This is a genomic window from Hydrotalea sandarakina, from assembly GCF_003254115.1.
Lineage (GTDB): Bacteria > Bacteroidota > Bacteroidia > Chitinophagales > Chitinophagaceae > Hydrotalea > Hydrotalea sandarakina.
Window position 1 is genome coordinate 1 of sequence record NZ_QKZV01000004.1, and the last position, 14,985, is coordinate 14,985.

The 14,985-nt window shown below is 40.0% G+C and carries 11 protein-coding genes; all 11 read left to right on the forward strand.

Annotation, left to right across the window (positions count from 1 at the left end):
* The first annotated feature begins 155 nt into the window (after window positions 1-155).
* The 11 genes from LX80_RS07100 to LX80_RS07145 all read left to right on the forward strand — a co-directional run bounded on the left by LX80_RS07100 (window position 156) and on the right by LX80_RS07145 (window position 14,778).
* Entirely contained in the window at window positions 156-467 is a 312-nt protein-coding gene (locus LX80_RS07100) for a hypothetical protein (protein ID WP_146250415.1), read from the forward strand.
* Window positions 464-2,275: a hypothetical protein gene (locus LX80_RS07105; RefSeq protein WP_111294714.1), complete on the forward strand. Its 1,812-nt coding sequence runs from the start codon at window positions 464-466 to the stop codon at window positions 2,273-2,275. Before LX80_RS07100 ends, LX80_RS07105 begins: the two co-directional genes overlap by 4 nt.
* A 47-nt stretch (window positions 2,276-2,322) precedes the next feature.
* Window positions 2,323-3,999 carry a type I restriction-modification system subunit M gene (locus LX80_RS07110; protein ID WP_111294716.1) on the forward strand — a complete coding sequence of 559 codons (1,677 nt, stop codon included), beginning with the start codon at window positions 2,323-2,325 and terminating at the stop codon, window positions 3,997-3,999.
* Window positions 3,996-4,880, forward strand: coding sequence for an ORF6N domain-containing protein (locus tag LX80_RS07115; protein ID WP_111294717.1), 885 nt, complete (start codon window positions 3,996-3,998; stop codon window positions 4,878-4,880). The genes LX80_RS07110 and LX80_RS07115 overlap by 4 nt, the downstream gene beginning before the upstream one ends.
* Window positions 4,877-6,121: a restriction endonuclease subunit S gene (locus LX80_RS07120; protein ID WP_111294719.1), complete on the forward strand. Its 1,245-nt coding sequence runs from the start codon at window positions 4,877-4,879 to the stop codon at window positions 6,119-6,121. Before LX80_RS07115 ends, LX80_RS07120 begins: the two co-directional genes overlap by 4 nt.
* A gap of 2 nt (window positions 6,122-6,123) precedes the next feature.
* Complete coding sequence (locus tag LX80_RS07125) at window positions 6,124-6,933, forward strand: hypothetical protein (RefSeq protein WP_111294721.1); 810 nt, start codon at window positions 6,124-6,126, stop codon at window positions 6,931-6,933.
* Window positions 6,908-10,102 carry a DEAD/DEAH box helicase gene (locus tag LX80_RS07130; RefSeq protein ID WP_211307724.1) on the forward strand — a complete coding sequence of 1,065 codons (3,195 nt, stop codon included), beginning with the start codon at window positions 6,908-6,910 and terminating at the stop codon, window positions 10,100-10,102. Before LX80_RS07125 ends, LX80_RS07130 begins: the two co-directional genes overlap by 26 nt.
* An 18-nt stretch (window positions 10,103-10,120) precedes the next feature.
* Entirely contained in the window at window positions 10,121-13,045 is a 2,925-nt protein-coding gene (locus tag LX80_RS07135; protein WP_111294724.1) for a type I restriction endonuclease subunit R, read from the forward strand.
* 2 nt (window positions 13,046-13,047) lie between these two features.
* A complete protein-coding gene (locus LX80_RS07140; RefSeq protein ID WP_111294726.1) occupies window positions 13,048-13,485 on the forward strand; it encodes a M48 metallopeptidase family protein in 438 nt (145 codons plus the stop codon).
* A gap of 78 nt (window positions 13,486-13,563) precedes the next feature.
* Window positions 13,564-13,752, forward strand: coding sequence for a hypothetical protein (locus LX80_RS14375; protein WP_146250416.1), 189 nt, complete (start codon window positions 13,564-13,566; stop codon window positions 13,750-13,752).
* A gap of 60 nt (window positions 13,753-13,812) precedes the next feature.
* Window positions 13,813-14,778: an RNase H family protein gene (locus LX80_RS07145; RefSeq protein WP_111294728.1), complete on the forward strand. Its 966-nt coding sequence runs from the start codon at window positions 13,813-13,815 to the stop codon at window positions 14,776-14,778.
* Window positions 14,779-14,985 lie beyond the last annotated feature (207 nt).

Sequence of the window (14,985 nt, forward strand, 5' to 3'; positions counted from 1 at the left end):
ACAGGGTGTAGCTAAAGCAATAAGTGTGTATAATCATTTACGTCCACATGGTAGTATTAGTTACAAAACACCTATAGAATTACATAATCATAATGAACCGGTTGAAAGGAAATGGAAGAACTATTATGTAAAAAAGGAACTATTAAAAGTTGGAGTTGCTGAGGAAACATACCGATGAAAAAAATATTTCTATAGCTGAGATGGGCTATAAAATATTTTTTTCATCTGCAACCTTAACTTTGAATAGTAAACCAATGGCAGGACTAAAAACAAATCGTAAACCTGTCGTAGGATTAAATCAAAAAAACTGTCAACTATTTTTAGGACGATACACATTTTTTAAAACCAATTTTATTGCCACCGCACAAGTGGCACATTTGGCTTTGCCCGACACACAAGCCGACCCTTCGCAAAGCCAAAAGAGCCACTTCTTTGCCAACCCACACGAAAACTGCTACAAACTATGAGTAAACAAATCAACATAGGAAATGCAGTAGCAATGGGTCAAATCTTGGAATTTGAAGTTGCTTTTCCGGGCGAGGAAAAATTGACTATCGAACAATATTTAGCAGGAAGCAGCAGAGAAATGATTTTAAATGCAGCAGCTTTCTTTTTAGGATTCAAGAATCACAAATCAAAGTTTGATGATAATAGAGAGTTTCTCGGAATGTTCTTCCGGGCGGAAAACAATGAACTTGCAAATCAAATTTATGACCGAATAAAAGAGTTTGAAAAGAAAGGCGTTCGTATAGGCATTATTAACACATATTCAAGCTTGAAACTGTTTGAATATTTCTTTTCAAGACCAGAGGAGCCCATAACGCAAACAGAAGCTCAGTTAGAAGTCAACTTATTCAAAGCATACTTAGTTCTAAACTCTGAATTCACCCAAAAACAGAGTATTGCCTTTCCGTCTGCACAGGAAAGCGATGAGGAATTGAAAATTCCGATGATGATGTTTTGTATGCAATATCCTGTTTCGGATAAATCGAACTACGACATCAATCAGATTTGGGCTACACAAATGATAAAGGCTATTTATCTATTTCAGTTTCTTGAATCACATGAAAAAACTCAACCCTTATTATCCGCTTTTTTAGCTTATTTCAAATGCCCAACATGGCAAGAATATTTAAAAAGTCTTTTGCCATTAACTACGCCTGCAATCCAAAGCGAAAGAGAAGCACACACCGATATTGTTATTGTGCCGGGAGATAAATTTGAACAAGGGTGTGCATTCATTGAAAAACTAATGGTTCAAGAACAAGATGAGCTTGACCCAAATGACTTCCTAACCATTAGAGCCAAACCTTTCTACAAAGTCAAGGATGGTGTTTACCGAATTATTTTCAATCTGTTTGTTGTAGAAAAGATTTTCAAAGGCGTTTATTTCCTTCTGAGAGATGTAAATAAAACCTTGCCAGCGGCAAGCCGAATTAAAGATATCAAAAGCTTTTACGGTGATGAGTTCTCCGAAAAGATTCTTTGCTATAAAGTAATGGAAAGCATTTATCCTGATAAATGTATTCGATTTTCAGGCAAAGAGTTAGCTGATATGAAAATAGATGCGGCACCCGATTACTATATTAGAAAAGGCAAAAACATTGTATTGATTGAGTCTAAAGACTTCTTGATAGCAGCCGATAAAAAAATGTCTTTCGACTTTAATGTGTATGAGGAAGAGTTTGGAAGAATATTGGATTTTGAAGAATTACCAGACGGAAAGATAAAACCCAAGGCAGTAGTTCAATTGATTAACAGTATTCGCAGAATTTTGAAAAATGAGTTTTCTGCCGATACTGATTATCATTACAAGGATGTTTTCATTTATCCGGTTTTGCTAAATCACGACCACCAATACGACACACCGGGATTTAATGAATTGATTGACTTTTGGTTTCAGGATGCTTTATTGGAGTTGGCAGAAGAAGGTTTGTTTATTCATCATGTTAAGCCGCTTTCAGTCGTAAATATTGATTCGCTTATTTACAATCAAGTCGGACTGTCTAACGGTATTCCTTTGCATGAAATGTTGAATCTGTATCATGAGAACAAAAAAGTAGAAAAACCGAAAAAGAAAAACTTCAAATCTCAAGTTGAATACGAACAATATCTTGAAGAATACAAACAAATGAGAATGTCGAAACTCATTCCATTCTCAATGTTCATTTATAAGTATTTCCATAAAGAAGGATTGTGGAAGCTACCGCCATTATTGGAGTTGGTAGCTCCGGCTCTTTTCAAGGAAGAATATGAAGCAAAAGAAGCCAAGTAAATCTTAACTTAGGCGATTAAAATAATAAACAAAAGAGCACAACATAAATGGCCAAACAAAACGGAAACGGAGAGAAAGTAAAATCCATGGAATCGTGGATTTGGGATGCGGCTTGCAGCATTAGAGGTGCTGCCGATGCAGCTAAATACAAGGACTATATTCTGCCACTCATTTTTGTAAAACGCTTGTGCGATGTGTTTGATGATGAAATTGACCGCATTGCCGATGAACTACATAAAAGAAACACTCGTGCTGAGCGTAGCCGAAGCAAAGCCCTGCAATTGGTGGAAAGAGATAAATCGCTGGTGCGGTTTTATTTGCCTATACGACCCAAAGACCCCGAAAAAGAAACGACTTGGGATGTAATACGCACTTTAAGTAATAAAATCGGCCAGCAACTTACCGATATTCTGCGTGCCATAGCCAAAGAAAATCCCAGTCTGCAAGGAATCATTGACCGCATTGATTTCAACGCCACAACGCATGGACAAAGAGATATTGACGATGACCGCCTGAGCAAACTCATTGAAAAAATTGCCGAGAAGCGTTTGGGGTTAAAAGATGTAGAACCCGACATCATTGGACGCAGTTACGAATACCTGATACGCAAGTTTGCCGAAGGCAGCGGGCAAAGTGCCGGAGAGTTTTATACGCCTGCCGAAGTGGGTATTATCATGGCAAAAATTATGGACCCCGAGCCGGGCATGGAAATTTACGACCCTACCTGCGGCAGTGGCGGCTTGCTGATTAAATGTGAGTTGGTGCTGGAAGAAAAAATGCGGCTTCGGCTACGCTCAGCCGACAGTAAAAAAGGTGATGACGGCTGCCTGAGCGAAGTCGAAGGCAGCCATAGATACGCCCCGCTCAAACTTTACGGACAGGAGTTTACCCCTTCAACCTGGGCCATGGCCAAAATGAACATGGTGATCCACGACATGGAAGGCGACATTGAAATTGGCGACACACTTAAAAATCCAAAATTCAGAAACGGTAACAAACTTAAAAAATTTGACCGCGTGGTGGCAAACCCCATGTGGAACCAGGGCAGAGACAGTTTGCCTTACATTACCGATGATTTTTTTATTAACGATGAATTTGGCCGATTCCCCGCAGGAAGTTGTGGCGGAAAAATTGACTGGGGCTGGATGCAACATATTTACAGCAGCCTAAATGATAGCGGAAAAGCAGCCGTAATTCTTGATACCGGTGCCGCCAGCCGTGGCAGCGGCAACCAGGGCAACAATAAAGAAAAAGAGGTGCGTAAATGGTTTGTGGATAACGACCTGATTGAAGGCGTGATTTACCTGCCCGAAAACCTGTTTTACAACACCACCGCCCCGGGCATCATTATCTTTTTAAACAAAGCCAAGCCCGCACACATTAAAAACAAAATTTATCTGCTCCATGCCGGAAAAGAATTTGAAAAAGGCGACCCGAAAAACTTTATTCCGCCTGCAAGCATTGAAAAGATAGCCGACTACTACAAGGCTTTTAAGGAAGAAGAAAACCCGCCTGCCGGACGGGCAGGGTTTGCCCGGCTGGTGAGCAAGGAGGAGATTGTAAAAAACGATTACAACATAAGCCCAAGCCGCTACATACAAATCACCGATGCCGAAACCTACCGACCCCTGGGCGAGCTGGTGGAAGAACTGAAAGCGTTGGAAGAAGAAGCCGCTGAAATTGATAAAGAATTAAAAACCATTTTTCAAAAGTTGGGGATATGAGTAAAAAAAGCAATGAAATAGCCCTGACCCAACAGCTGATTGAAAGCAGAATATTTACCATCCGCCATTTACCGGTGATGATAGACCGTGATTTGGCTGAATTGTATGGCGTGGAAACCAAGCGGCTCAACGAGCAGGTAAAACGTAACATTGAACGCTTCCCCGATACATTCAGGTTTCAACTGACTGAAACAGAACGGGACGAACTGGTCGCAAATTGCGACCGGTTGGCTAACCTGAAACATTCTTCCGCCATGCCCTATGCTTTTACCGAACAAGGTGTGGCCATGCTTTCGGCCGTGTTGCGCAGCGACACAGCCGTAAAGGTGAGCATTCGCATCATGCAGGCTTTTGTAGAAATGCGTAAATTCCTGATGCAAAACGCCCAAATTTTTCAACGTCTTGACCGCATAGAAACCAAACAACTGGAAACTGATAAAAAATTTGAACAAGTATTTAGGGCATTAGAAAGCAAACACCCGCAGCACGACAAAGGCATTTTCTTTGACGGGCAGGTGTTTGATGCCTGGGTGTTCATCAGCAACCTGGTGAAAAAAGCCCACAGCAGCCTGATATTGATTGACAACTATGTGGACGAAACCGTGCTGGCGCTTTTTGCCAAAAAGAAAAAGCAGGTAAGTGTAAGCATTTATACCCAAAATATAACCCGCGCTCTGCAGGAAGATGCCAAAAAATTCAATGCCCAGTATGGCGGGCTTTCCCTGCACCGGTTTGAAGCTGCCCACGACCGTTTTTTGCTGATTGACAAAACCGAAGTGTATCACATAGGCGCTTCACTGAAGGATTTGGGAAAGAAGTGGTTTGCCTTCAGCAAAATGGAAAAAGACACCTTAACCATTTTTCAAAAGTTGGGGATATGATAGAAGAGTGGAAAAAATATGAGTTTTCTAATTGCTTAGTCGACAATAATGTTGGTAGGTCAAATCAAATTAATGCATCAGAAATAAAACCTACTGGTAAATATCCAGTTATTGACCAAGGTCAAGATTTCATAGCTGGTTATACTGATGAAGAGGAAAAACTTGTTTCGGAAGGTTTGCCATATATAATTTTCGGTGATCACACAAGATGCTTCAAATATGTTGATTTCCCATTTGTTGTTGGAGCAGATGGAACAAAAGCGCTTTCACCAAATAAAGATCTATTTGATCCTAAGTTTTTTTACTTTCATCTATTAAGTTTTGATATTCCGAGTCGTGGTTACAACCGACATTATAAATTACTTAAAGAAAAAATAATCCTAAGGCCCCCCCTCCCCGAGCAGCGCAAAATCGCTTATGTGTTAAGCACGGTGCAAAAAGCCATAGAGCAGCAGGACAAACTCATCCGCACCACCACCGAACTCAAAAAAGCCCTGATGCAAAAACTCTTTACCGAAGGCATCCGCTGCCTGAGCGGAGCCGAAGGCAGCGGAGCCGAAACCAGACAAAAACAAACCGAAATCGGACCCGTGCCGGAAAGTTGGGAGGTGGTGGAGTTGGGTAAAGTTTGTGAAAAAACAAAATTGATAGACCCAACAAGATACCCCAATGAAGAATTTATTTATGTTGATGTATCAAGCGTGAATAATGAGTTATTCAAAGTAATTGAATATAATAAAATAAAGGGGAAAGACGCACCAAGTAGAGCAAGAAAATTAATCCAAACTGATGATGTAATTTTTGCAACAGTTAGACCGACATTGAAACGAATTGCTAAAATCACAGAAGATTTAAATAATCAAGTTTGCAGCACGGGTTATTGTGTTTTGAAACCAAATAAATCAAAACTTAATTCTGAATTTCTTTATCAATACTTACAAACAGATGATTTTATTGCAAGAATTGAGAAATTACAAAGGGGAGCTAGTTATCCTGCTGTCAGAGACTCCGATGTAAAAGGCGTGAAAATTCCATTACCAAAATATGATGAACAAATTTTAATTGGGAATTATCTGAAAACATTAGATCAAAAGAAGAGTTTAGCAAGTTCAAAAAAACAAACCCTTACCGCCCTATTCAAAACGCTGCTGCACGAGTTGATGACCGGGCAGCGGAGGGTGCATGAAATAGAATTTGAAGCACTAAATGCAGAAATAAAAGAAATGAGTACAAGCATGTAACTATGAATGTGGTTTATCAAGATATTGACTCAACATATCGCGGCTACGATGGGGTTTCGTTTGAAGAAACCGAAACCGATGCTTTGCTTTCCGGCAAGGTAAAAGATATTCTTGTAGATAGACCGCAAAGGCAGGAAATGCTCAGCATTCTGCAAACGCTTCAGCAGGATACCGGTTTTCAGCAATCGCAAACGCTCTTACAGGATATTCAGGCATGGCAAAATGAAAGCGTGGATGTGCAAACGTTCAGGGTTGGGGAAGCCTTGGCTGAAGTGGTTTTGCAGGAGCATTTCCGTTGTCGTTTTTACTGGAACGAACTACGCGATGCCCGCAATCCGAAAGGCAATAAAACCGGAGCCGATTTAGTTGGGTTTATCGAGATTCAAAATGATGTGCTGTTTCTGTTTGGCGAGGTAAAAACTTCTTCAGAAACAAAATCACCACCACAGGTGATGACCAATCCCGGAGGCATAGAACATCAACTGAAAGATTTGTATCAAGACCCGAAAAAGCGGCGTATTCTTATTAGTTACATTCAAAATAAAATTCCGCTGAACGGGAATGAAGATTTTAAAAAAGATTTTGATAAAGCAATCAAAACCTATTATCAGCAGAATGCAGGTAAATACCTTTTGTATGGAGTGTTAATAAGAGACACAGCCGTAAATGAAAAGGATATAAAACCTTCTTACCAAAGGTTAAAGGAAGAAATTCTGGAACCAATTGGGTTGAAACTATTAGCCATTTACTTGCCTATAGCTAAAGAAAAGTGGCTGAACAATATGAATGGAACAGGCAATGAAAGCAACTGAAAAATATAAACTTTTAAGCGATGCTTATCCTGAAATGCTTCAGGACATCGGGCAGCTTATTCAAAAAGGCAAGCTGGCTAAAAGGTTTTCATTGCTTCAATTGTCAGAATCCGAGCTGAATCAACTCGCTAAAGCCAAAGAACTGTGCGAACTGGAAATTTTGAAATTGTGGAATAATCAGGATGATGAAACCTTCAAAGCGCTTTGCTCGGTTTATTTTGATATTGCTTCCCTTTTACCCTGCGAGTGCAAAAGCGATGAAGATATTTACGAAATCATCAAAGTGATTTCGCTGGGCTATCTGGGCGAACATGCACATTGGCTTAGAGATTTTTTAATCTCTCAAAAAAATGCCATAGATAATTTACAAATCCCTGAAAAATGGAATAGCCGCCTGCTCCGAAAATGCTTTCAGGTGATGGTTTCATTAGTTATCAAAAAGTCATGGGCTGACCTCTCACAATCCATCAATGCAATTAACCAACTTAGAGAGGAACAACAACAATTTGAAGAACAGTTTTTAAGCCAGGTAAAGGAAGAAGGACAACCCTATGGTGCCGCTGAAGTGGTATCGCTGTATCACTTTGCCAAAACCACTGAGATAGTAGGGCAATACCTTTTAGAGGGAAGAATTGAAAATGGACAATACGATGTTGAAAATAAAATAAAATACCATCTGAAAGTTGCCCGTGAGTTTGCCGGTGCCGCAGGCAATATGATGCTGGAACTGCTGTATCAGTATGTAGAAGCCTTCGCCATCAAACTTTGCAGAAACACGATTTGGTACACACTCACGGGAATCAATCACTGGGTAAGTGCGTTTAATCAATTCGTTGCCAAACGAGAAGAAAATGCAGTGTTTGAACTATTGTATCCGCAAAAGGAAGCCATATTAAAAGGCGAACTGTTAAATCCTGCCCATCGCTCTGTTGTTGTGAGTTTACCCACTTCCAGCGGGAAAACCCTGATAGCTGAATATAAAATTTTACAAGCCCTGAATGAATTTAGGGACCGTGGTGGTTGGGTAGCTTATGTTGTACCAACAAAAACATTGGTGAATCAGACCTACATAAGATTAGAGCAGGATTTAGGCAAGATAGGTTTACAGATAGAAAAAGCCAGTGGCGTAGCCGAAATAGACGGATTTGAAGCCTATCTTGTTGAAAATAGTGGAGACCTTACAGATTTTGACGTTCTTGTTACCACCTACGAAAAGCTCAATTTACTTATCCGTCAGGGACTTGGCACTACGGAGCGCAGGCCGCTTGTACTTACCGTAGTGGACGAAGCTCACAATATTGAAGAAAAACAACGCGGCTTAAACCTTGAATTACTCTTAGCTACCATTAAAAACGATTGCCGTGAAGCCAACTTCCTGTTGCTTACCCCCGATATTCCAAACGCCAAACAAATAGCCGAATGGCTGGGCGGAGAAAGAGGAAAAACCATCAACATTCAGTTTGATTGGTGGCAACCCAATGAAAGAGTTGTGGGTGCCTTAGGAACACAAGGAAGAGGTAAAAGCTTTGATGTGTTTATCCAAACCCTAAACACTGCCAAAGGTACATATCAGATTGGTGAAAATATTCCATTGATTAAAGTAGAAAACTCCGAAATCAACTTATCGCAAATCAAACAGTCAAAAGTTAAGTTAGCACGTTTTGTCGGTAGTGAAATTTTGGATGTGAATTCACCCATCATCATCCTTGCTGCCGGTGTTGATGAGACCTATAGCATTGCAGATTATTTAACCCAAAAATGTTCTGTAAACTTTGAGCCGGATGATGATATAGAACTGCTGAAAAAATTTGTTCAAACCGAGTTAGGAGATGATTTTCCGTTGGTCAACTATTTAGACAAACGCATTGCCATTCACAGTTCAGCTATACCGGACGAAATCAGGCAACTTATTGAACTCTTGATGGTGCAGGGCAAATTGCAGGCATTAGTAGCTACTACTACCATAGCACAAGGTATCAACTTCCCTGTTTCAGCTGTGATTATGGGTTCATACGATTATCCATTCAGCGGGCCGATGCCCACCCGCGATTTCTGGAACCTTGCCGGACGTGTAGGGAGAGTTGGGCAACAATCCTTAGGTTGGGTAGGAATAGTTTCAAAGAATGATAGTGACTTACAGAAGATAGTCAACTATGTTAGTGAAGCTTCCCGGGATTTACTTTCCCAATTGGAAAGTGCGGTCGCAATAGCGATGGATAACCAACAAGAGGATTTTGCAAGATGGCTTTACAAGGATGAGCGTTGGTCGGCTATTCTGCAATATATTTCCCACTTGCGATTGCAGGTAAACGACCTAAACCAGTTCTTAAATCATCTGGAAGAGAAACTTCAGGCTACCTTGGGCTACCGACAAATTGAAGAAAGTAAAAAGAAATTTCTGATTAACAAATTAAGAGAATACGCACAAAATCTTTCATTAGAAGATGCACGCAGGGCTGATTCTACAGGTTTTTCAACTGTTTCTGTCCGACAAATGATAGCTAGGTTGTCACAATCAAATATTTCACCCGGTGATTGGAATAAAAACCAGTTGTTTTCTGAGCAAAATCAAACCATGAAAAAACTGGTTGGCATCATGCTCAACACTTATGAAATCAGAAAATCACTGGAAGAAATAAAAGTTGGTGAACATGTATTAGACCAGCAAAGCATATCCCGATTAATTATTCAATGGGTTAATGGCAATAATATTTCGCAAATTTCTCGAAGCATTTTTCCAAATGAAGACGACAAAACAAAAGCCATAGAAAAAACCACAAAAGCCATTTACAAAGTGATTGCCAACATGGCAAGTTGGGGCATAGCCGCTTTACAGAAAATGCCAACCAGTGGAATAGATTGGCAGGATTTATCAGAAACAGAAAAAAAGAAAATGATGAATATCCCTGCTTACTTGTTATATGGAGTGAATACCGATGAAGGCGTATTGATGCGTAAGGCAAATGTACCCAGAAGCATAGCGAACAATATGGGTAGCATTTATAAGCAACAAGTGAGTGATGAGATTTACAATAAAAAAACGTATATGGTTCAAGAATGGCTAAAAAATCAAGGAGAGGATGTGTGGCAAAGCATTGTGCCGTCTAACTCAAAATTAAATGCTGGAGAATACCAAAGGATATGGAAAAAATTAAACGGAGTTCAATAATCAAAAATACTTGTGCGAATGCCTTCACCAACGGAACATAAAAGCGTTCAAAGCCGCATCATAGAATATGCCACCGAAATTGGCTGGCAATATGTTTCGCAAAGCGAAGCCGAAAGCCGCAGGGGTTTTGATGCTTCTGCAGCTTCGCCAAGGGAAAAAGCCAGAAATGCCAGTCGTTTTTTCACCGATACCCTTTTTGAAAAAGTTAAAGAGTTCAATCCGAAGTTTAAAGACAACAAAGCCGATTTATTGCGTTTGCTTGATTTGCCTTTACCCAATATACACGGCAACCGTGATTTTCTGCATTACCTGCAAGGCGAAAAAACCTTTTTCAGCCAAGAAGAAAACCGGGAGTTCAATCTGATATTGATTGATTATGACAATCCTGCCAACAACATTTTTGAAGTAACGGAAGAATATTACTTGTTCAACGGGCAATATGCCAATCGTGAAGATGTGGTGTTTTTAATCAATGGTATTCCGGTAGTGGTTATTGAATGTAAAAACGCTACCAAAGATGAAGCCATTGCCATTGGTGTTGACCAACTGAGAAGATACCACCGGGAAACACCTGAACTGATGGTTCCGCAACAATTATTTACAGCAACAGAAAGCATCGGCTTTTCGTATGGCGTAACCTGGAATACCATTCGCAGAAATATTTTTAATTGGAAAAGCGAAGAAATAGGAAACCTTGAAGCTAAAGTAAAATCGTTTTGCGACCGTCAGCATATTCTCGACCTGCTCAAGAAGTTCATTCTGTTTGCTGAACAGAATGAAGAACTCAACAAATTCATTTTACGCCAGCATCAAAAAACAGCCGTTGACAAAGTAGTTGAACGGGCATTAGACCCCACCAAAACAAGAGGGTTGGTTTGGCATACGCAAGGCAGCGGCAAAACCTACACCATGATTAAAACAGCCGAGTTGCTGTTTAAAGCCCCACAAGCTGAAAAGCCAACCATCTTGTTGATGATTGACAGGAATGAGTTGGAAGACCAAATGCTGAAAAACCTAAATTCAGTTGGTGTAAACAATGTACAACAAGTCGAAAGCATTCAGGATTTACAACGGCTTTTGAAAAACGATTATCGGGGCATTATTGTGAGCATGGTGCATAAGTTCAGAGATATACCGGCCGATGTGAACTCGCGTAAAAATATTTATGTACTCATTGATGAAGCCCACCGCACCACCGGCGGAGACCTTGGCAACTATTTGATGGCAGCCGTTCCCAATGCCACATTCATCGGCTTCACCGGTACACCCATTGACAAAACGGCCTATGGTAAAGGCACTTTCAAAACTTTCGGCACGGATGACCCACAGGGCTATCTGCACAAGTATTCTATAGCAGACAGTATTGAAGACGGAACCACGCTTCCGCTCTTCTATGGCATGGCACCTAATGAGTTGTTAGTTCCAAAAGAAATTTTGGAAAAAGAGTTTCTGAGTTTGGCAGAAGCATACGGAGTGAATGACATTGAAGAACTGAATAAAATTCTGGAACGAGCCGTAAACACCAAGAACTTTTTGAAAGGTAAAGAACGGGTGGATAAAGTGGCTGAATATGTTGCCAAACATTACAAGGAGAATGTAGAACCTTTGGGCTACAAAGCTTTTTTAGTAGCAGTTGACCGTCCGGCCTGTGCTATGTATAAAAAGGCATTAGACAAATATTTACCTCCCGAGTATTCAGAAGTTGTTTACACAGGCAACCATAACGACCCTGAAGAATTAAAAGCCTATCATAGGGATGCAAGAAGTGAAAAGGAAATCAGGCGGAAGTTTACCAGACCCGATGAGTTGCCTAAAATTTTAATCGTTACTGAAAAATTATTGACGGGTTTTGATGCACCAATTTTGTATGCCATGTATTTAGACAAGCCCATGCGGGACCATACGCTTTTGCAGGCTATTGCCAGGGTAAACCGTCCGTATGAGAATGAAGAATTAGAAATGGTAAAACCGCACGGTTTTGTGTTGGACTTTGTGGGCATCTTTGAAAATCTGGAAAAAGCTTTGGCGTTCGACAGTGATGAAATCAACGCCATTGTAAAAGACATCAACTTGTTGAAACAACTTTTCCAAAGCAAAATGGAAAAAGATGTTCCACCTTATTTGGAGTTGATTCAGCATAGTTTCAATGACAAAGACACCGATAACCTGATAAATCATTTCAGGGATAAATCGAAACGCAAAGAGTTTTTCAAACTCTTTAAGGAAGTAGAAATGTTGTATGAAATTATTTCGCCTGACAAGTTCCTTCGTCCATACATTGACACGTATGCAACACTTTCAGCTATTTATCAGGTAGTCCGCAATGCTTATGCAAAAAGGGTTCAGGTGGACAGAGAGTTTCAACGCAAGACAAATGAATTGGTGCAAAGTAAAATTGCTGGCACAGCACCGCATTTCAACAATGAGTTTTTTGAAATCAACGAAAAGACAATTCAAAAAATCAAAGACAGTCAAGATAACGATAATACAAAGGTTATTAACTTAATCAAGAGCATTGAGAAAATTGCGGATGAAAATTCAGACGACCCATTTTTGATTGGCATTAAGGAAAGAGCCGAAGCAGTTGAAGAAAATTACGAAAGCAGACAAATAAGCACACAAGAGGCATTAGAAGAAATCCGTAAACTTTATGAACAAGATTTAAAACGCAGAAAGGAACAAGCCGAAAAAGGTTTTGACGATTTGACTTTCTTCATTTACAAGAAAATGCTTGAAAACGAAATCAACAATGCGGAAGAAATAACCAAACAGATAAAAGGGGAATTTGTAAATCATCCGAACTGGAAAACCAGCGAAAAAGAATTAAGAGAGCTTAGACAAGCAGTTTATTTCGCCTTGCTTGCAGAAGAAGACGACATTGATAAAGCCGCCAATCTGATTGACGAATTGTTTAACCATTTATTCATTGCTTTCAAATTGTAGTTATGGCAAAGTGGACAGACAAAGCGGAATTTAAACGGGCAGTTTACACCTATGCCGACAAAATGAAAGTTAAAGTAAAGTCATTGGCATTACGACCAATGTCAAACAAATGGGCTTCATGTTCGACAGACGGAAACTTAAACTTCAATAAGGAACTACTCGACTTAGACAAAGAATTGGGAGAATATGTGATTGTTCATGAACTACTACATTTTAATGTTCCAAATCATGGTAAACTTTGGAAGAGTTTAATGACAGCTTACCTTGGTGACTATGAAAAAATAGAATTGAAATTAAAGCAGATTGCTAGAAGCCAGCCCAATTTGCAAGCACATTTAAAAGCCGCACAAGCCAAAGCAGAACCAAAACTTTTAAAAGAGCTTGCAAAGCCGACCCAAGAAATGCAAAGCATTCACGAACGCCATAGAAATGAAAAATAATGTGAGTAAAAAATTGGTTTTAAAAAATCTCCTGCCCTTCAAAAAAAATAAAAAACGCAACGCACAGCCGACACGACAATGACACGAGAACTCAATACAGACAATGGTTTGCAAGGACGGACGACAGAAGGCCTACTGCTAACAGCGGTTTGGCATAATGGCGGGTGCAGTGCTTCGTATGAAAGTTTTGTGGTAGGTTCAAGTGCAGTTCTTCGATTAAACTTTTGTGCTAAAAATCCGCCACTACGCCAAGCCGCCAAACGCTAGCGGTCAGGCTATGAAGACAGAGCGTTACTCAACAGATGGTGATTGAAACAGCAACAACGAATGACAGATGAAGTAAAAATATTTGTTTATGGTTCATGCCACTTTTCCGAGCGACTTGACAGTTATGAAGTTGTTGGTAACGGTGGTTACGGAGTTGTGATATGTACCAACGGAAAAAGGACAGAAGAATGTTCAGGTGGTTTTTCCAACACGACAAATGCACGAATGGACATTGTTGGAATAACTGAAGGACTTAAAAGAGTAACTGAGCCAAGCAACATAACCGTTTACTTGACCAACGGTTACGTAATTGACACCTTAACAAAAGGCTGGTTGGAGAAATGGAAAAAGAAAGGTTTCAAAAAGAAAAAGCATGTTGATCTTTGGCTTGAATTGGACAAAGTTCTTACAGCAAATTCACATTCAATTTCGTTTCAGCATTCAAGAGATGTCAAGTTTTCTAAGGACTTCCAACAAGCAGAACTATTAGGTAAAACAATGTCTGAGAAGAGAAATCTACCAAGCGACTTAAAGACAATGGACAACACAGTAACCGACCTTTTTGTAGCCACAGGGGACGATGCAAGTCAAAATTCAGATTTTGAAATTACTGATGACGAGCCAATTCTTGACAGTATTTGCGTTGACGCTTCAACAATTTCAAATCCTGGACCAACCGAGTATCGTGGTGTTGACACCAATACAAAAAAGATAATATTTGATCTTAAACTGGAAGAAGCAACAAACAATATTGGCGAGTTTTTAGCAATTGTTCATGCACTTGCACTTTATAAGAAAAAGGGTGAAGAACTTAAAATTATTTACAGCGATAGTTTGAACGCAATCTCTTGGGTTAAACAGAAAAAATGTAAAACCAAATATGAAAAAACAGATACAAATAAGAAAGTTTTTGAACTCATACAACGTGCTGAGACTTGGCTTCAAAACAATCACTATGATACTAAAATTTTAAAATGGGACACTGCTGCTTGGGGACAAATTCCAGCGGACTATGGACGTAAGTAAACAGCAACATGACAACAAACATGTACTTCAAACGCTCGTGGATGGCTAAGCACAAACCGGTAACAGCCGTTTTGCGTCAGGGGGGTGACATGCAAACTTAAAGGTTTGTGCTCCTATTTGGCTTTGGTGCAGGTTGACAGCTTAGTGCTTCTATTCCCGCCCGAACACAAAGCGACTAAACGTTAGTGGTCATGCTATTGAGATATC